General features: G+C 66.5%; 14 protein-coding genes. 7 read left to right on the top strand and 7 right to left on the bottom strand.

All coding sequences use genetic code 11. From position 1 onward, the window contains the following. Window positions 1–947 precede the first annotated feature (947 nt). Both MA879_RS10150 and MA879_RS10145 read left to right on the top strand, forming a co-directional pair. Complete coding sequence (locus MA879_RS10150) at window positions 948–3,689, top strand: DNA methyltransferase (protein WP_248125943.1); 2,742 nt, start codon at window positions 948–950, stop codon at window positions 3,687–3,689. Window positions 3,690–3,867: 178 nt separating this feature from the next. Continuing rightward, window positions 3,868–4,113: a hypothetical protein gene (locus MA879_RS10145; RefSeq protein ID WP_248125940.1), complete on the top strand. Its 246-nt coding sequence runs from the start codon at window positions 3,868–3,870 to the stop codon at window positions 4,111–4,113. A 579-nt stretch (window positions 4,114–4,692) separates the two neighbouring features. Here the strand turns inward: MA879_RS10145 and MA879_RS10140 are convergent. Next, a complete protein-coding gene (locus MA879_RS10140) occupies window positions 4,693–5,577 on the bottom strand; it encodes a phosphotransferase family protein (protein ID WP_248125937.1) in 885 nt (294 codons plus the stop codon). A gap of 121 nt (window positions 5,578–5,698) precedes the next feature. Here MA879_RS10140 and MA879_RS12690 point away from each other — a divergent pair, with 121 nt between their 5' ends. After that, window positions 5,699–6,088 carry an IS5 family transposase gene (locus MA879_RS12690; protein ID WP_418001246.1) on the top strand — a complete coding sequence of 130 codons (390 nt, stop codon included), beginning with the start codon at window positions 5,699–5,701 and terminating at the stop codon, window positions 6,086–6,088. After that, window positions 6,054–6,578 carry an IS5 family transposase gene (locus MA879_RS12685; protein ID WP_418001245.1) on the top strand — a complete coding sequence of 175 codons (525 nt, stop codon included), beginning with the start codon at window positions 6,054–6,056 and terminating at the stop codon, window positions 6,576–6,578. Before MA879_RS12690 ends, MA879_RS12685 begins: the two co-directional genes overlap by 35 nt. Before the next feature lie 9 nt (window positions 6,579–6,587). Here MA879_RS12685 and MA879_RS10130 read toward each other — a convergent pair whose 3' ends face one another. From MA879_RS10130 to MA879_RS10120, 3 genes are all read right to left on the bottom strand, one after another. Beyond that, the gene (locus MA879_RS10130) at window positions 6,588–7,568 is read right to left on the bottom strand and encodes an NAD-dependent epimerase/dehydratase family protein (RefSeq protein WP_248125933.1); all 981 of its coding nucleotides are present in this window, start codon (window positions 7,566–7,568) and stop codon (window positions 6,588–6,590) included. A 56-nt stretch (window positions 7,569–7,624) separates the two neighbouring features. Continuing rightward, complete coding sequence (locus tag MA879_RS10125; protein WP_248125930.1) at window positions 7,625–7,939, bottom strand: helix-turn-helix domain-containing protein; 315 nt, start codon at window positions 7,937–7,939, stop codon at window positions 7,625–7,627. Window positions 7,940–8,337: 398 nt separating this feature from the next. Next, window positions 8,338–9,276, bottom strand: coding sequence for an AbiTii domain-containing protein (locus MA879_RS10120; protein ID WP_127435182.1), 939 nt, complete (start codon window positions 9,274–9,276; stop codon window positions 8,338–8,340). Window positions 9,277–9,703: 427 nt separating this feature from the next. Here MA879_RS10120 and MA879_RS10115 point away from each other — a divergent pair, with 427 nt between their 5' ends. Beyond that, a complete protein-coding gene (locus MA879_RS10115) occupies window positions 9,704–11,356 on the top strand; it encodes an ABC-F family ATP-binding cassette domain-containing protein (RefSeq protein ID WP_135019341.1) in 1,653 nt (550 codons plus the stop codon). Beyond that, the gene (locus MA879_RS10110; protein ID WP_023190119.1) at window positions 11,353–12,585 is read left to right on the top strand and encodes an MFS transporter; all 1,233 of its coding nucleotides are present in this window, start codon (window positions 11,353–11,355) and stop codon (window positions 12,583–12,585) included. Before MA879_RS10115 ends, MA879_RS10110 begins: the two co-directional genes overlap by 4 nt. A gap of 397 nt (window positions 12,586–12,982) precedes the next feature. Here the strand turns inward: MA879_RS10110 and MA879_RS10105 are convergent, their stop codons facing one another. Beyond that, complete coding sequence (locus MA879_RS10105; RefSeq protein WP_248125927.1) at window positions 12,983–14,296, bottom strand: toprim domain-containing protein; 1,314 nt, start codon at window positions 14,294–14,296, stop codon at window positions 12,983–12,985. Window positions 14,297–14,549: 253 nt separating this feature from the next. Between MA879_RS10105 and MA879_RS10100 the strand changes: the two genes are divergently transcribed. Next, window positions 14,550–15,209, top strand: coding sequence for a hypothetical protein (locus MA879_RS10100; RefSeq protein ID WP_023190121.1), 660 nt, complete (start codon window positions 14,550–14,552; stop codon window positions 15,207–15,209). A gap of 418 nt (window positions 15,210–15,627) precedes the next feature. Here MA879_RS10100 and MA879_RS10095 read toward each other — a convergent pair whose 3' ends face one another. Together MA879_RS10095 and MA879_RS10090 are read right to left on the bottom strand one after the other, a co-directional pair. Next, window positions 15,628–16,527: a GNAT family N-acetyltransferase gene (locus MA879_RS10095; RefSeq protein WP_023190123.1), complete on the bottom strand. Its 900-nt coding sequence runs from the start codon at window positions 16,525–16,527 to the stop codon at window positions 15,628–15,630. A gap of 346 nt (window positions 16,528–16,873) precedes the next feature. Continuing rightward, a complete protein-coding gene (locus MA879_RS10090) occupies window positions 16,874–17,815 on the bottom strand; it encodes a GNAT family N-acetyltransferase (RefSeq protein ID WP_248125924.1) in 942 nt (313 codons plus the stop codon). Between the last annotated feature and the right edge of the window lie 162 nt (window positions 17,816–17,977).

Below are 17,977 nucleotides of genomic sequence, written 5' to 3'. Positions count from 1 at the left end.
AGTAGGGTGGAGCACGTCGAGGTCTTTCGGGATGGCGAGCGTGAAGAACTTCCATCATCCGGGAGACCTCGACCCCTACCCGGCCACCGACGCGCTCAACCGACTACACCCTCGTTCGTGAAGAGCCACATCCAGAGGGGTCGTGTCACTGATCTGCACCCAGGGCTGATTCATGGATTACCGGGGCGCTGATGAAGCCTGGTGTCCTACATCTTGTGGTCGCAGGAAAGTCGACACGCCGTAAGAAACTAAAGATAGATAACTCTATTTCGCCCATAGCGAACCCGGTAGCTTGTGGACATGGATCCCTTAATTGGGCGTTCCCCGTCTAATACCGCGGGTCGGATGCCCCTCCCCCCTGTGGACAGTGGTGGGGACAACGCGCAACCGTAATTACATCCGTGTCACTACTACATATAGGGAGGCATGTTCCCATCCGGCCCTACATGTAGTGTTGGGCGTGACAAAGGAGGGGTGGAGAAATCTCCCCGGACCCTGTCGGTGAAGCAGCACTGGACCGCCCCCGGGCGGCAACCCGATGACGGTCCAGCAACCGAAGTTGAACTTGGCGTTCAACAGGCCACGGTACAAGAACCGTGACCGGGCTTCGGCATGTTGCTTCGCAGTACACCTGCCAGCACAACCGAAAGGAGACCGCCATCGTGCTGTCTTCGCGTCACCACAGGATCTTCTCGCCTGGAGAGATCACCCAGTTCACCGGCCCCTATGACCTCTGCGATGCGGGGGGCCGCCTTACTGGGGCACGCTTCTGGCTCAACCAGGGCCATCCCGCGCCGCCGACCCCGGCGCCGGGATGGCGCTGGCGCTGGACGCTGAGCTGATCGGGTGAGATCGGAGGGGGCCTTCATTGTGGAGGCTCCCTCTGTTCTCGAGAGTGAAGAGGTCGGGGGGATGATGGGGCGGTCGTCGTTGAAAGGCCCGCCCTCATGCAGACCAAGCCCCTGTCCTGGGATCAGATCCGCGCGAACGCTGCCGCGTTTGTGCACGAGTGGGCGGGGGAGTCCTACGAGCGGGGTGAGTCGCAGTCCTTCTGGACGGAGCTGTTCGCGGTGTACGGGGTGCGCCGGCGCGCGGTGGCCCGCTTCGAGGCCCGCGCGCGCAAGGCCGACGGCGGGGCTGGGTTCATCGACGTGTTCTGGCCCGGCATGCTCATCGCCGAGCAGAAGTCGCTGGGCAAGGACCTGGCCGCCGCCGAGGACCAGGCGCTGACGTACCTGGCGAACGTCCCCGAGGCTGAGCAGCCCCGCTACGTGATCACCTGCGACTTCGAGACGTTCCGTCTGCGTGACCTCGAGGCCGCCCCCGGGGACGAGGACGCCGTGGTGGAGTTCGCTCTGGAGCAGCTGCCGGTGGAGGCCGAGCGGTTCGGATTCATCGCCGGTTACCAGAAGCGTGTCTTCGGTTCGGCCGAGCAGGCCGCGGCCTCCGTGAAGGCCGCGCAGCTGATGGCCGACCTCTACGTGGAGCTCGAGGGCTCCGGATACGACGAACACGAGGCGTCCGTGTTCCTGGTGAGAACCCTGTTCGCCCTCTTCGCCGACGATTCCGGGTTGTGGGAGCGGGACCTGTTCCTCGAGTTCATCCAGACCCGCACCGCCGAGGACGGCTCAGACCTGGGCGCGCAGCTGACCGCCCTGTTCCAGGTGCTGAACCGACCGGTGAACAAGCGCATGGCCGGCACCGATGAGCTGATGTTGCGCTTCCCATACGTGAACGGGTCCGTGTTCGGGGAGGCGGTGTCGATCCCGTACTTCACCGCTTCGATGCGTCAGAAGCTGATCGCGGCCTGCCACTTCAACTGGGGCGGGATCTCTCCGGCGATCTTCGGGTCCCTGTTCCAGGCGGTGAAGTCCAAGGAGGCCCGCCGGGAGCTGGGGGAGCACTACACGACCGAGGAGAACATCCTCAAGCTCATCGGGCCGCTGTTCCTGGACGAGCTGCGCGCCGAGTTCGTGGCGAACATCCACTCCCGCCCCGGACTGCGCAAGCTGCACGAGCGACTGGGGCAGATGCGCTTCCTGGACCCGGCATGCGGGTGCGGCAACTTCCTGATCGTGGCCTACCGGGAGCTGCGGGCTCTGGAGCTGGAAATCCTGGTGCGTCTGCAGGAGCTCTCGGGCAAGCAGGCGCAGACCTCGCTGGTGATGGACGAGGACGAGAGAGTGCGGGTGCGGATGCCGGCCTTCCACGGGATCGAGCTGGAGGAGTGGCCGGCGACCATCGCCCGCACGGCGATGTTCCTGGTCAACCACCAGGCGAACCAGGACATGTCGCTGAAGATCGGCGTGTCCCCGGAGCAGCTGCCGTTGACCGAGTCGGCGAACATCGTGGTCGGCAACGCGTTGCGCATGGACTGGAACGACGTCGTCCCGGCCTCGCCCGAGGTGTACGTGATGGGCAACCCGCCGTTCATCGGCCAGTACACCAAAACCGCCGAGCAGACCGCGGACATGAAGGCCGTCTGGGGCAAGGACTACGACGGGTACCTGGACTACGTCACCGGCTGGCACGCCCAGGCCATGCACTACTTCGCCGGCCAGCCGGTGGGCCGGTTCGCCTACGTGACGACGAACTCCATCGCCCAGGGCCAGCCCGTGCCGGCCCTGTTCGGACCGTTGCACCGGGAGGGATGGTCCATCCCGTTCGCGCACCGCACGTTCGCCTGGACCTCCGAGGCGCCCGGCGCGGCCGCCGTGCACTGCGTCATCGTCGGCTTCTCCAAGGGCATCCCCCTGAAGGGGGCGCGGCTGTTCTCCTACGAACGCTCCCAGGGGCAGCCAGTGGAGGAACCGGTGACCGCGATTAACCCCTACCTGGTGGAGGGGCCGTGGGTGTTGGTGACCAAACGCAGCAAGCCGCTGGCCCAGCTGCCGGCTGTGCTCTACGGGTCCAAGCCGGCGGACGGGGGGCACCTGATCGTGGGGCCTGCCGAGCACGCGGAGGTGGCCGCGGATCCCGTGGCCGCGACGTATCTGCGCCGCTACGTGGGTGCACGCGAGCTCATCCACGGACTGCCGCGCTGGTGCTTCTGGCTCGAAGACCTGGACCCCTCCGATCTCGCCCGCTCGGTCCTGCTGCGTACGCGCGTTGAGAGTGTTCGGGAGTTCCGCGCTGCGAGCAGCAAGCGGGCTACTCAGGAGCTCGCCGCGACGCCGCACCTGTTCGCCGAACGTCGCCCCATGACCGGGGGGTACCTCTGCATCCCGATCCACGTCTCCGAGACCCGACGGTTCTATCCGGCTGCAAGGTTCACGGAGCAGGTCATCTCCTCCAACGCGAACTTTGTGGCGCCCGACGAGGATGGGTTCGCGTTCGCTGTCATCTCGTCGTCGGCGTTCATCGCGTGGCAGCGCATGGTGGGTGGGCAGATCAAGTCGGACCTGCGGTTCTCCAACACCTTGGTGTGGAACACGTTGCCGGTGCCGGAGCTGTCGGAGGCGGACCGGGCGAAGCTGATCGAGGCGGGCGTCGGCGTGCTGGCCGCGCGCGGAGAGCACCCGGAGCGGTCGTTGGCTCAGCACTACAACCCGTTGGCGATGGCCCCTGAACTGCTGAAGGCGCACGCCCGACTGGACCGTGTCATGGACGGCATCCTCGGTCTGGGCTCCGGTGCGACGGAGAAGGAGCGGCAGACGCGTCTGATGGAGCTCTACGCGGTGCGCGTCTGATCGGTCCGGTCCGACGTATCCGTCGCGCTGACGCGTCGTACCGGAAGAGTCCAGCAACTGGCCGGCGACACACGCCCCGGACAGCACACCCCCATGCGTGCTCACACGCCGAGCACGCGATCCCACAGGATCTACCGCTTCGGGTAGATCAAACCCCAAGAGACAAGGCACGGGCGGCGTGCTTGTGACGCGGGACGGGCGCATCGTGGCCGAGTGGCACCAGCGCCGCGCGACGGCGACGGACCCGGGCGGGGCGTGGGTCGCGTCCGAGGACATGCAGCGCATCGTGGGCGGTACGTCGTGGGTGAACGCCCTGGGCCGGGCGCAGGCGCAGATCGGGCGCGTGCTCGGGGAGCCGGTGGCCGCGCTGAGCGCGTCCACCCTGACGACCGGGCGCGCCCCCCGCTACGGGGGCGGCGCGTGAGCCCGTCACCGCTGCACACGTTCGTGGACGTGGCCCGTCAAGTCGGCGTCACCCCGCCCACCGTGCGGGTGTGGGTGGAAAAGGGATGGCTGACGACCACGGGGCCGTGGACGACGGCGGACGCCCGCGCCGCCGCCCGGAGTCGGCAGCGCGCAGGGCGCGGAGCGGTCGCCGCGCACGGCACGGCGAGCCGGTGGCGCGCCGGCTGCTCATGCGAGGCGTGCCGAGCGGCGCACAACACCGAGTCCCGCGACATGCGGGAGGCTGCTCGTGTGGAGTGGTGGGCGGACCGGAAGGCCCGGAGGAGCGATCCGCAGCCATGTGGCAGCACCTGCGTGCGGCTCACCGTGACGGCTTTGAGCCTTGGGCGTCCATGTACATCGATGGCCACGGCCGGCACTGGCACGACACCACCAAGTTCATCCACCACCACGACACCTGGCAGACAGCCCTCCGCACACCAGAGTCCTGAGTTGGGCGCCCGCCCCCGCGCGCACATTTGCCGCGAGGGGCGTGAGCACCCGACCGTGCCGATGGGCGCGCGTTCGCAGACAGGTGGACTTCTACCCGTTCAGCTCATCACTCGGGGTACAGACGCCCGAGGTGGGCATGCCCGAGTGCTTCGAAGTCCTCGTCGCGCACGTTGAATGCCCAGGCGGCCGTTCCGACCGCCTCCGCGACATTCGTGCGTCGCCACATGTCGGGATCTCGCGGATCACGTCCGTAACCGGCAACGACGGCCGCCTCGAGTTCGGGATTGCGCAGGAAGTCCTGGCGACCGAGCCGTACGAAGTCCTCCTCGGGCGTCCTCAGATCGGCGCGGCCCAGGTCGATGACCCGCAGGACACCGTGATCGTCGAGCCAGTTGCGCGGCTGCCAGTCCCCATGAGTGGGGACGACCGTTGCACCCCCAACTGGCCAGCCAGCGACCTCCTGACGCACCTGCTCTGCAATCCGGGGATGGATGCGGTGCGGCATGGAGAGGAAACGCAAGGTCCGGTCGCGCAGGCGAGCATTCCACGTGGGGTCAGCCGTGGCGTACTGGTCGTGGAAAACGGCGCTCAACCGACCAGCCTGCTCGTAGATGCCGGGGTCGTCCTGGGCGGGCGTTCCCTCGACGAGTTGTCCTTCCAGATAGGTGGTGATGAGTACGCGGGCCCGTTCGTCAGCGGCGATCATGCGGGCTGCGCTTCCTGTCGCACGCCATGGGGCGGCCCATTCCCGGTGGCCGCGAATCTCGCGAGCGATGCGACCATTCGACGGGCCGCCTGCCTTCACGATCACGCGGCACGGCCCAGCCACCACTTCCAGGACCACGGTGTCAGTTTGTCCCCAGGAGTGATCGGCGACCACACGGCCGCCCTTCACGTGCGCCTCGACAAATTGCCGCTGATCAGCATCCAGCGCGTCCAGCCCTACAGCCATGTGCCCCTCCCATTCACCAGGTTGAGTCTGCCCGAACATGCCGGGGTCGCATCTCCCCGACTCACCCTCATGCCGCCTGTCTGGCGACCCATGGGAAGCCAGTGGCGCCTAGGGCGTGTTGCTAAAGGGTTCGGGGACGTGGATGCGCGAGTCTGGGGTCATGTCGCGTGATGTCGTCTCGGACGAGGTCTGGGCCGTGATCGGCCCGCTGTTCCCCGCGCCGAAGTCCACCGGTCGGCCGCCGGTGGATCGGCGCGCGGTGGTCGAGGCCACCGCGTGGCGCTTCCGCACCGGAGCGCCGTGGCGGGATCTGCCCGAGCGGTTCGGGAACTGGAACACGATCTACAAGAACTTCAACCGGTGGGCCGTCCAGGGCGTGTGGGAGCAGGTGCTGGAGAAGACCCAGTCCATGGCACAGCAGGCTGGCGAGCTGGATTGGGTGGCCTCGATCGATTCCATGATCGTGCGCGTCCACCAGCACGGGGCGACCCTGCCCCGCCCCACAGGGGGCCTGGATGAACGACAAGAGATCAGCGGACGAGCCGGCTGACCATGCCATCGGAGGCTCCCGCGGCGGTCTGACGAGGAAGAATCATCTGGTCTGTGACGGCAAGGGCAGGGTGCTGGCGTTCGTCGTGACCGGCGGGCAGGTCGCGGACACCTCGATATTGGCCACCACGCTGGAGCAGATCAGCGTGGCCGGGGCCCGTGGGCAGCCCCGGATACGGCCTGACCGCCTGATTGCAGACAAGGGCTACCCCTCGAAGGCGAACCGGGCCTGGCTGCGCCGGCATGGCATCGCGGCCACGATCCCCGAGCGGGCCGATCAGATCACGCACCGGCGCAGACGCCCGGGCCGGCCGATCGACTTCGGTGACGACCAGCGCCAGCGCTATCGGGGACGCAATGTCGTGGAGCGGTGCTTCGACCGGCTCAAGCAGTGGCGAGGGATCGCGGTGCGTTCGGACAAGTACGCCCGGAACTATCACGCCGGGCTCAGCCTTGCAGCGACACTGCACTGGCTGACTACCCTCCTTTAGCAACACGCCCTAGCCGCTGGTGGGGCTGAGGGCGGCGCGCAGGGCGGTTTCCTCCTGGTCGGTCAGCCCCACGGGGCGTTCCGTCGTGCGTTCCTCCTCGGTGGCCAGGGCGGCTGCGAGGGTCTCGGCCAGCGGGCGGCGGACCAGCCCGTGGGCGAGGGCGGCGGAGGAGTCGACGCTGCCGACGTGACGGAACCCCGGCACCGGGATCCAGAGGGGCAGCGAGTTCGGCCCGGCCCACGGGGCGATGCCCCGGGCCAGCAGGACGTCGTCGGGGATCACGCGCGGCTGGGCGGTGGACCCGGTGACCTCGATGCTCGCCCGGTACAGGTCTGCCAAGGTGTGGGTCTGGCCGGCGGCGTTGAACGTGCCGGTGACCGTGTGCTCGAGGCAGTGCAGGATCCACGCGGCCAGGTCTGCCACGTCGATGAGGGAGACGGGGAACGTCGCATCGGGCACCAGCACGTCGGTACCGGTCGGGTGCGCGAACCGCCAGGGGTAGTAGCCGGACCGTCCGGTGTCGTCGCCGGCTCCGCCGATCAGCCCTGGGCGGATCACGGTGACCTGCCCATCCGCGCCTCGGTAGATGTCTTCGCAGCGGCGCTTGACCCCGGGGTACTGGTTCATCTCGGTCATCAGGTCGATGTCCGCGGGCGGGGCCAGGGGAGCGTCCTCGGCCTGGTCTGGGGTGTCGAACGAGGCGTACACGCTGGTGGTGGACACGAGAAGGCGATGGTGCGCGGTGAGCCGGTGCACGGCGTCGCGGGCGTGGGCCGGATGGGATGTCAGGTCGACGACGGCGTCCCACGTCCGGGAGGCGACCGGGGCGAGGGCGTCGGGGTCGTCCCGGTCGGCGCGGACGAAGGTGGCACCGGACGCGGCGGGGGCCGATCCGCGGGCGAGGCACGTGACGGCGTGGCCGGCATCGAGCGCCGCGTGGGCGAGTGCCCGGCCGAGGAAGCCGGTGCCGCCGAGGAGGAGGATGTGCATGTCCTCAGTGTGTCGGGCGGACGCGTCGATGTGGGGCGAATCTGCTGTGAGCGGCGTCAGGCTGCCATAGCCAGGACCGCAGGTCCGAGACGGGCCGTCCCGTCGAGTACGGACGCTGCGCGGCGGGCAATCTCGTGGACAGGAGTTTCGAGGGCGTCAGAGACCGCGTGAAGCACCTCGGAGGACGGATCTTTGAGGCCGCGCTCGAGTTCCGAGAGGTACTGCGGAGCGATACCGGCCCGTTCGCCCACGTCTGTGAGCCGCTCTCGTCGCGTGTGCCGCTCCTGCCGAACGACATGGCCGATCGCTTCCCGCCACAGCAGCTGCCGGTGCTGGTCCGATCTATCCGCAAGGTACACGACTTCTCCCATGGGCCCACGATAAGGCGGTGAGCATGCTGTCGGGAGTTCCTTGATTCAGCCAGGGAAGCCCCGGCGGTGGGAGTGCCTTCTCCTGTTGTAGAGATGCAGCGAAGATTTCACACGACGCGCGGCCAAGAGTTCACAAACACGCGCCACACGTTCGTCTCTGCAAAGTAGGCCGAGCTGGAGATGAGTGAAGAAGGGCATCCAGGACGGGGCCGTGCGAATTCGCCTGGGTGCGTAGAAGGCGCCTCCAGACTGGAGCCGCGGTACTTCCTGCGGGTCGCACGAGCGCATCCACGCCCACTCCGAACACTCTGCATGTCTAAGAGTTGCTACTGGATCGCCATCTGCCACGTCCGGCGGCAGGGTGTCCTAGTAGGCGATCAGTGGGGGCCGTGCTCCTCTCACCAGGGAAACGTGCCGCCCAAGAACTGGGTCAGTAGTGCAGTGAGGCCACTCACGGCAGCTTGGCCGGAAGCTTCGGCGGCCCCGTCGCGCAATTTTGTCAGAAACGAGCGTGTGGACTCACCGACCGTATTGCCGTCCTCATCGAGAGCTTGTCGAAGATCTGCAACCTGATCGGGCTCGAGAAGCTTGGCGGCAGCATCCAAAAGTCCCTCACGATCTCCAGGAGTCACGCGAGCGTCAATTGCAACTGAGGCGGCGCCGTCAACCTGCCCTTGTGAGACCACCGATGCCCGGTCGCCATAGATGTTTTGGGTGATGATTTGAAGAGAGACGCTGCGTGCTTCTCCCCGTGTGCCCTCCGCATCCTTGCCGACATCGCCCACTGATGGATCAATGGCTTCGAGCTCCAACAGCAGCTCTAGGGCAGAGGTGCGCACACGATCGACGATGCCCTCCAGATGCGTCCGGGGCAGGACTCTGCAGGCCGATGCGAGCTCCATCATCTCAACTCTGGGCGCTTTGCCTTCATTGCCGAGGCGACGGAACTCATCGACCCAAATGAGAGGAAGGCTAAGCTCCGGTGAGTTCTCCCGGTCTCGGGTCAGGGCGCTGACCTCCGCCACGGGCTGGCGTAGGAAGTCTGCTTCTGCGGGTACTCGTAATGACTCTGGGATGTCCGAACGACTGAGTGACTGACGCAACGAGGCGCCCATCGGACCATGGAATGTGAGCCTGTATGGAGCGAAGAGAGTTGAGCGATAGTTCGGAGGTTTAACGTCTGGTGACCCGTACCCCTGAAGCTCGCCCTTCACCCATTCCACCATAGGGTCGGACTGGATTCGCTTTGCCACTACCAGACATTGCCGCAATGCGTGTTCGATCTGCACATTCGGATCTGACAAGGTCTCAATTGCGCGAGTGATAGTGAAAGTCATCAGAAAAAGCACCAATCGGTGTGGCGGACGTGGCAGACGGTGGCACGTGGACAGTCCTAGAACTTTTCGTGAAACGGTCGCATATGGGCAAGGCTGAGGCTTCAAGAGGCTTGCGAGGGCCTTCTATCGAGCCGCAGACCTCTGACGGGGCCGCAGAGGCCAAACCATGACTCTCTCGCTCGTCAGTTTTCCAGTCTCTGCCTCCCCGGGACGCTCGATAGCTCGGCATACAGGTCTGTGGCGATCCGGGACTCCTCTGCCGCGTTTGATATCGTCGAGTCCATGTACAGAGGCATCGCGTCGATGAAGCTCCGCTCCGCTCGCTGACGGCGGCGGACCACTCCTGACGAAACCCGCTCGCCGTCCTGGCACCCTGCCGGGCGGCTTTCTCGTGCTGCCCGGCTCCATGACGAGCTGAGAGACCACGATGACCCTGACCCCTCTGAACACCCCTGCCCTGCCTGCAGGCAGCGCCGCCCACATCCGAGCCGAGAGCATCACCCTCACCCTGGGCGATCGAACCGTGCTGAACGACGTGGACGTCACGGTCTCCGCCGGATCCCGGTTGGCCGTCGTCGGTGAGAACGGCCGCGGCAAGACCACGCTGCTGCATGTGCTCGCCGGCACCCTGATGCCGGACTCCGGCACCGTGACCCGCGCAGGGACGGTCGCCCTCGTCGAACAGGACCTCGACGTGGACGACGACCGCACGGTCGGTGACCTCGTCCACGACTCCATCGGCGAGTCCCTCCGTGTCCTGGACCGCCTCGAGGAGGCCACCCTCGCCATGGCAGAGGGCAGGCCTGGAGCCGATGACGCCTACGCCCGAGCGCTGGAGACGGCCACCGCCCTCGACGCCTGGGACGCCGAGCGGCGCATCGACCTCGCGTTGCACGGCCTGTCCGCCTGCACGGATCGGGCTTGTCCGCTGCGGGCACTGTCCGTCGGACAGCGGTACCGCGTCCGGCTGGCCGTCGTCCTGGGCTCTGCGGTGGACCTGCTCTTGCTGGACGAGCCCACCAACCATCTCGACGCCGGGGCCCTGGAGTACCTGACACGGGCACTGAGGGAGCACGCTGGGGGGTTCGCCGTGGTCACCCATGACCGCGCACTGATGAAGGACGTCGCCGACGTCTTCCTCGACCTGGATCCCACTCGTGACGGTCGCCCCCGGCAGTACACCGGAGGCTATGAGGCCTGGGAGAAGGGGCGGCGTGCCGAGCGGGCCGCCTGGGAACAGGAGCATGAGCAGCAGCTGGCCGAACACGCCGCCCTCACCAGCGCGGCCGAGGCCGCCCGCGGACGTCTCCAGGACCGGTGGCGTCCGGACAAGGGGACGGGCAAGCACCAGCGGGCCACTCGCGCCGGCGGCGTGGTCCAAACCTTCAACCGCAGGATGCGGGATCTGGCGGCGCACGAGATCACCGTGCCGGACCCGCCCCGGTCCCTGACGTGGCCGGCCTCGACGACCAGGGCAGGCCGGCCACTGCTCAGTGCGGAGGGGGTCGGCCTGGCCGGCCGCCTCCACGGGCCGGCCTCCGTCGAGCTCCACGGCGGGGATCGCCTGCTGCTCACCGGCCCGAACGGCGCCGGCAAGTCCACGTTGCTCCAGGTCCTCGCCGGCATCCTCGAGCCCACTGCCGGCCGCATCCTGCGGCACACGGGCGCGAAGATCGCGCTGCTCGCCCAGGAAGTGCCCGCATGGAACCCGCGACACACGGCGCGGCAGGCGTTCGAGGCGCACCTGCACCGCAACGGTCTGATGGCGAGGAACAACGGTGTGCCGTCACTCGGGTCATTGGGCCTGCTAGAACCGCGGAGCCTGGACACGCCCGTTGGGCGGATGTCTCAGGGGCAGCAGCGAAGGCTCCACCTGGCGCTGTGCCTGGCTGAACAGCCGGACCTGTTGATGCTCGACGAGCCGACCAACCACCTCTCCGCCGCGCTGGTGGACGAGCTCACGGACGCCATCCGGGAGACCCGGGCGGCCGTGGTGGTGGCCACTCACGACCGCCAGATGCTCCGAGACCTGACCGACTGGCCGCGTCTCGAGCTGAGCACCGAGGGGGTGAGCCGTTGACCTCGATCACCGCACTGGCACCTCTGTCCTCTCCCCGGTATCGGCCGCTGTTCCTGGCGATGGTGCTGGCCATCTTCGGCCAGGGTGCCTGGAACCTGTACCTGGCCATGCAAGTGCTGGAGCTCGGAGCTGATCCGCCGACGCTGGCCGGCGTCGTCATGTGGAGCGGCGTCGGCCTGCTGGCTGCCTCACTGCCGGCCGGCGTCGTCGCCGATCGCCTGTCGAAGAAGGGGATCCTGGTGGCCGTCCTGGTCGTCAATGCGGTGGCGGCCGGTGTCGTCTCCGGCCTCGCCACGATGGGGGCCGCTCAGTACTGGCTCCTGGGATTGTCAGCACTGATCGTCGGGGCATCGACGGCGTTCTTCTTCCCGGCCTACACGGCGTTGGTGCCGCTGCTCGTCGAGGAGGAGCAGCTGATGGCCGTGAACGGCCTCGAGGGGGCGACGCGGCCCGTCGTCGGTCAGGCCCTGGCACCAGCCCTGACCGGGGCGGTCATCGGTGCGACGACACCTCCTGCGGGCGGGCTGCTCATTGCCCTTTCGCTCGCGGCCGGCGCGGTGCTGGCCGCCCGCCTGCCTGCGGTGGGCCCTCCAGATACGAATGCGGCGCCTCAGCACCCGTTCCGGGACCTGGCCGAGGGATTCACGTACGTCCTCCGGACGCGCTGGGTGAGGAGCAGCGTCCTGTTCGCCGCCGTCATGGGCCTGGTGACGACCGGCGTCCTCGAGGTGCTGCTGCCGGTGCTGCTGCGCGACGGCCACGAGAACGGTGCCGCGGTCTACGGGGCGGTGCTGGCGGCGCTGGGCGTCGGCGGGCTGGTCGGCTCGCTGATTGCTGGCGGCATGGAGGCGCCGCGGCGGTTCCTGCCCGTAATGGTGGGAGTCTGGGCTCTGGCATGTGTCCCGCTGGCCCTGCCTGCTTGGACGCTGAACCCCTGGATCATCGGGGCCGGTCTGATGCTCTACGGGGCCGGCATCGGAGTGGGCATGGTGATCTGGGGGACCGTCCTCCAGGCGCACGTGCCCTTGGACATGCTCGGACGGGTGGCGAGCCTGGACTTCTTCGTTTCGATCGCGTTCATGCCGCTGTCCGTCGGGCTCGTGGGGGCGGTCTCCGCCACCGTCGCCCCAGGAGCACTGTTCGTGGCCGCGGGGATGGTCCCGCTGGCCTTGGCCGGCGTCCTGGCACTGGCCGGGCAACTGCGTTCCGACGAGCCCCACGCGGCGTGACTCGTGCCTCGCGGCGGGGTCGGGCGATGGCTCGGCCCCACCACGCGGCAGGGGGCGCCCCCTGCTGTTCCGACGCTTCAATCGACGCGCCCACTCAGGAGGCCCGCGTGCGTCCCCTGGCCCTCACGGCGCGTAGTCGCACGATGGCAACAAGTTCATTGCTGGTCACATCACGCTCCGTCAAGAGGCGAGGTGTGCGCTGTTCTATGAAACATAGATGCGCGTCTGTGAAATTGTCGAGATGCAGCGAAGATTTCGCAGGACACTCGCTGAACCTTTCACAGAGCAAAACATTCAACGGGGTCGGCGAAAAGTAGCCCTGAACCACCCGCGGTGCGACCAAAGTCGCCGGCCAGTACATCTAGCGAGGTTCCGCCCTGCCTTCACTGCAGGTGCGTCAAGGTTCAGCTGACTCTTGGGCTCGCCACTGCGCGCTGAGTTCCGAGTACTCGGATCCGGGCACGTACGGCGACGGAGCTGCGGCGGCGTGCAAGGTCTCGGCCAGTCGCCGACATCCTTCAAGTACCGAACTAGGCACGATCTGTGTCCCTGAAGTCGCAAATATGTCATCGAGTCTGGCGTTTACCGCCCTCTTGTGCTCTGCGGAAAGACTGCCTTGATAAGCCCCGCTAGCGGTTAATAATGAATTCCACTGAACGGGATACAGTTCGTTGTTTCGGCTGAGGAGAACGTCTTCGCCGAACATGAACTCGATAGATGACGCTCGACCATTGATGTCTGCCGGAGCCGGGCCAGTTGGGCCGAGGGTGGGATAGTTCTGCGCGTATGGCACATCGGGCAAGCAGATGACCCGCACCCCGGTTGGCAGGTCAAGAGAACTCAATCGCCGAGCGCCTTCGCGGCCGGCAGTATCGTTGTCGAAGACTGCGATGATGCGATTCATGACGCCTGCGGCGGCCATGCCCTTCGTCAGCGACTCAACCCGATCGACCCCGCCAGGAGCCCTAGTCTGGTCGAAGTCTAGGAACTCGAACAGGTGCTCAGTATCTGGGGCAGCCAGCCGAAGGGCGTGACGGAGCCACCTGGCATCGCTCGAACCCTCGGTAATCACGATGATCGGCCCGCTTGCTGCGACTGCTGTCGCCATACGAGTTCTCGCCGAAAGATGTAGCTGTTCCTCGAGCGATACGTAGCCGCCTACTACTACATCTGTGAGGTCAAGGGTCACACGGGTCGATGGGTTTGTTCGCGAGAGAATGAGTGCGAGTTCGAACCGAGGGTCATCGAAGCTCTCTTGCATCAATTCCCACATGTGCTCCAGAAATTTTTGTTCAGAACTTCTGGGCCGATATTGGCGGTATCTACTGATGAGGTCTTGCCCGCGACGTGTGGCGAGTGCGTCGACCACGGCGGAGCCGTCCGGATAGGTCGATCGCCCTTCTGGCCAGCGTTCACGCATGTCGAGGCTGGGAAACTCGGGGTCGGGTTCCAGATCATCGTCGAAGAGAGCCGCGCACAGCGCGTGGACCCGTAGGGTTCCGAACCCTTGCAGCTCCAGTCTGGCTCGCAGCGTCCCCGCTGTCGCCGAATAACCCACCATCCTGCGGGGCCAGGGCTCTTCATCGGAGTCGAACTCTTCCGGTGCGTCCTCGAGCTCGGACAGCGCTTCAACTTGGGCCTCATCGACGAAGTGATCCGCGTCCGTGAACAGGAGCATCAACTCATCTGGAACCGTGTTCTTGCCGGTCAACGGTGTCAGCCGGCTCCCTGCTTCAAGCTGCCACCATGCGCCCATGCTTCTACCGTAACCGAGCTCCACGGACCACTTATGTGAACCCCATCCCTATAGCACACCAGCCATGTCGAAATGGGGGCACAGCCTCGTGGGCACCAGGTCGACTGACCGAACGCGTTGATCGACCCCTTAGCAGCAGCGTGAGTGCCCCCTCCCACAGGGCCACCGTGGTAGATCAATCCGGCCAGCGGGCTCGTATGGTGTGTCCATGTTCAACGAGTCGTGGCCGTGGAAGCGCGATCTTGCCAACGCTGCCGAGCGCTTGGAACGGGCCCGGCTGGGCCTCCCTGCGGTCTTAGACCAGGCCGTCGATGGAGAACTAGATGGCGCGGATTCGTATGAGGCGGAGATAGAAGCGCTCTACCTTGTTGAGCGGGACGTCATGAACGGAGCCTTCGCCGTCCGACGCCTGCTCGGGATGCCGTCCAAGGTCACCAAAGCAACAAGGGAGACAAAGGCAAGAGTGGTCCGTTACCCCCTGCGGGTGGGCGCGAAGACGCCTGACGTCTGGGATGCCCTTGGAGATCTCGACATGTACGACATGGAGGCACCCGCGGAGGTGGTGGTCACGGCAAACGAGGTCTGTAACCTCTTCATCCACAGCCTCATCATGCGCTTCGCGTGGACCCTCGAATCTCTGGCCCTTGGCGACTGGTGGGCCCTAGACGAGAGTGATCCTCGCGTCGAGTGCACCCCGGACGAACTGGCTGGATGGCTGGTCGCTTCCGACAAGTCCAGTACCCAGCATTTGACTTTCATCCCGCTTCGTGAACTCGTTCGAATTATGCGCCTCTTTGCTGAGGATGAGGTAACGATGGTGACCAACCGCCGGGACCCCCAAGGTCGTATGCATTCCACGGCATCGTGACACCGGTTGATTAACCTTGCCATTTGCGGAGATCGCCCTCTGGTGAGCGTCGTGCAGATGCGTCGCATGCGGCATCCAAAAGGCCCGGCCGCCAACCTGCCCGCCATGGAGACCCACACTGGCCGAGCCCTGCGCACGCAGCTCACGCGGAAGCATTCGTGAACTAATAACGCCCAGCCCGGCCCACTCCCACCGATCCGTGTACCCGGGCCTCGTGAGATGCGTCGCGCAAGGGTGGCCGCCGCCCATCCTGGCCGGGAGGAGGCCACGAGGTGGGGATACCGCTCTACGAGGTCGCCCGGGGACAGACTGAACAGGGCCAAGGCAGCCGCCGCACCGGCCGGGCGTGCCCGTCGGGATGCAGAGTGGCCTGCGCACGACTCACAGTGCAGGCTGCGCAAGTCCATGCCCCCCGGGACTACGGGCGTGCCAGGTCGCTCACGGATGCCCCCGCGGTGAAGCCGGCAGCCGTGTAGGTCGCCAAAGCGGCGGGGTTGGAGTTCTCCGCAACCACAGCAGCGGCACTGGCTCCGGCCTGGTGCAGTGCCTGGGCGCCAGCCTGGGTGATGGCCACCCCGTAGCCCTTGCCCTGGTGGTCCCGGTGCACACCCATCGGTTCCACGAGTCCGGGTCGGCCTTCGCCGGCACTCCACACGGTCGTCACCGCCACAGCCGCACCAGTGGAGTCGTATCCGATGAGGCTCTGCGCGTGATCGGCGAGCGGGCTGGTCATCAGCGTGGACCACCGCCGCACGAATCCCTCCCGGGCCTCGTCCGTGTAGGGGGTCCCCTTGAACGAGGACCAGTGCACGGCGGTCCACTCGGCGGCCTCTTCGGCGCCGACGATCTCGATGCGCAGGCCGCTCTGCTCCAGCTGCTCCCACCGCGGCTCGCCGGCCAGTTCCAGGACCAGGGGCGTCCACTCCTCGTCCTCGGCCCAGCCGCGCCGACGCAGCTCTGCCTGCAGGGCCGTGGCGCCGCGGGCCTCGACCACATTCACGGGGTCGTCGGGAAACAGGCCGGACGGGTTCTCGAGATCGCCGGCCATCGCGTGAGCCAGGGACTCGTCGGCCGTGCAGTCGGGGGCGATGGCAAAGCGGATCAGCCCTGGCCCGTCCAGCATCCCCAAAGCCACCGGGCGGGTGCCGTTTTTCCAGACGCGCAGATCGCCGGCCAAACGTTCGGCGCCGACCGAGGAGTGCCACCCCAGGTCGCCGGGGTGCAGCTGTCCGGCCCAGGGGATCTGCTGCCACTGCGCGAGTTCCTCGGCGAGCTCCACGAGCTGATCGCACGTTGGGGTCTCGAAGGAGAGGGTCATGGGGCCATCCTGCCTCCAGCTCGAGGCGGGGAGGGGCTGACCGTGGTTCCCCTCGGGGAGTGCCTTGCCCCGATGTCACTGATGTGGGGATCCGCCTTGGCGTCAACGGATCAGGTGCCCAATCGGGTATGAAACATATTTGCGCGTTTGTGAAATCTTCGCTGCATCTCGACAACGGGGGAGGACGCGGTGGTGTCCATGCCAGAACCGGCGCCAGTCTGAGGCGTGATTGTCGAGAGGCATCGAACATTTCACAGGACACGCGGTGCACTCTTCGCCGAACCGGACGATCAGCGGGGTCTGCGAAGAATAGTCCTCGCCCGCTGGCGGGTGCCGTCGTCGCCGGTCAGTGCATCTGGGACGGCTCCAGGTCGATGCGCACCTCGACCAGCTTGTAACCGGCCCGGTCGAACGCCGCCGCCATCGGGGTGTTGACCGCATCTGTGGTCGCGGTAATTCGTCGAGCTCCATCCCCGATATGGAATCGGGTGATGTACGCGAGGATCTCGTCCACGTGACCGTGGCCGCGGTGCTGTGGCAGCACGGCTAGGTACCCCACGTTTCGGTTGGTCGGGGTGGCGGAGGGGATAGCCAGCCCGACGATCTCGCCATCGTGAGTCTGTGCGACGCGCCACCACGAACGTTCTCCTGGGCAGGAGAGGTAGTAAGCGACCTCGTCACGGGCCAGGTCCGCGGCGGTGGTCTGCTCCAACTCGCGTGCCGTCATCACGTCCAGTGATCCCGCCGCGGCATCGGCGAACAGCCGCGTGAACGCCTCGTCGCTCGCCGGAGTGAACCGCAGTCGGGCTGGGTCGGGGTGCACCATTCCGCCCTCATCCCATTGGAACTGCAGTCGCTCATTCGCGCGGCCCAGTCCGTTGGCGCTCGCGACCTGCATCTTGAGCTGGACGGTTTCCGCGACCTCTGGCCGGTCTCTCCACCCGACCGGCACCCGGAGGGTGTGGGGCAGCAGAGCTCGCCCATTCGTCGCTTCCACGAGGACGCGGCCGTGCGTGAGAAGTCCGGAGAGAACCCGGGTCGGCTCTGGGGCACCAGGTGCGACATCCCAGATGTCCAGCGCAATGGGTTCCTGGCTGTCACGCCCCCACCACATGGCCCGTCCGATCAAGTCGCCATCATCGCTGGTGGCGATGCATGACCACTCGGGTTTCAATCGACCGGCTTCGATCTCGGTGAGGATCACATCGTTCGATAGGCCGGTAGCGGTATGGGATGGCAGGGCAGCTGCTGCGCGAAGTTCCGCGAGCGAGGGGCGGTAAAAGTCCATGGAGCTCACGATGCGCTACATGTCCAAGGCTGCCTAGTTGCGGTGGTGGATAAGAGCGCAGGTGCGCTCATCCCACTGTCAAGGGCACAAGTCCTCCACTCGGTGTGCAGCATATTCGCGCGTTTGTCGGGCGCAGCGAAGATTGCACACCCAGGGCGGTCA

The organism is Micrococcus lacusdianchii (assembly GCF_023155805.1).
In the GTDB taxonomy this organism is placed as follows: domain Bacteria; phylum Actinomycetota; class Actinomycetes; order Actinomycetales; family Micrococcaceae; genus Micrococcus; species Micrococcus lacusdianchii.
Note: the sequence above shows the minus strand (reverse complement) of the source record. Positions and strands in the feature narration are given on the sequence as shown.

Coding starts and splice junctions, on each gene's coding strand:
- MA879_RS10150 (WP_248125943.1), top strand. CDS start 948: ATGCAGACCAAGCCCCTGTCCTGGGATCAGATCCGCGCGAACGCTGCC.
- MA879_RS10140 (WP_248125937.1), bottom strand. CDS start 5,577: ATGTTCGGGCAGACTCAACCTGGTGAATGGGAGGGGCACATGGCTGTA.
- MA879_RS12690 (WP_418001246.1), top strand. CDS start 5,699: ATGTCGCGTGATGTCGTCTCGGACGAGGTCTGGGCCGTGATCGGCCCG.
- MA879_RS12685 (WP_418001245.1), top strand. CDS start 6,054: ATGAACGACAAGAGATCAGCGGACGAGCCGGCTGACCATGCCATCGGA.
- MA879_RS10130 (WP_248125933.1), bottom strand. CDS start 7,568: ATGCACATCCTCCTCCTCGGCGGCACCGGCTTCCTCGGCCGGGCACTC.
- MA879_RS10125 (WP_248125930.1), bottom strand. CDS start 7,939: ATGGGAGAAGTCGTGTACCTTGCGGATAGATCGGACCAGCACCGGCAG.
- MA879_RS10120 (WP_127435182.1), bottom strand. CDS start 9,276: ATGACTTTCACTATCACTCGCGCAATTGAGACCTTGTCAGATCCGAAT.
- MA879_RS10115 (WP_135019341.1), top strand. CDS start 9,704: ATGACCCTGACCCCTCTGAACACCCCTGCCCTGCCTGCAGGCAGCGCC.
- MA879_RS10100 (WP_023190121.1), top strand. CDS start 14,550: ATGTTCAACGAGTCGTGGCCGTGGAAGCGCGATCTTGCCAACGCTGCC.
- MA879_RS10095 (WP_023190123.1), bottom strand. CDS start 16,527: ATGACCCTCTCCTTCGAGACCCCAACGTGCGATCAGCTCGTGGAGCTC.
- MA879_RS10090 (WP_248125924.1), bottom strand. CDS start 17,815: ATGGACTTTTACCGCCCCTCGCTCGCGGAACTTCGCGCAGCAGCTGCC.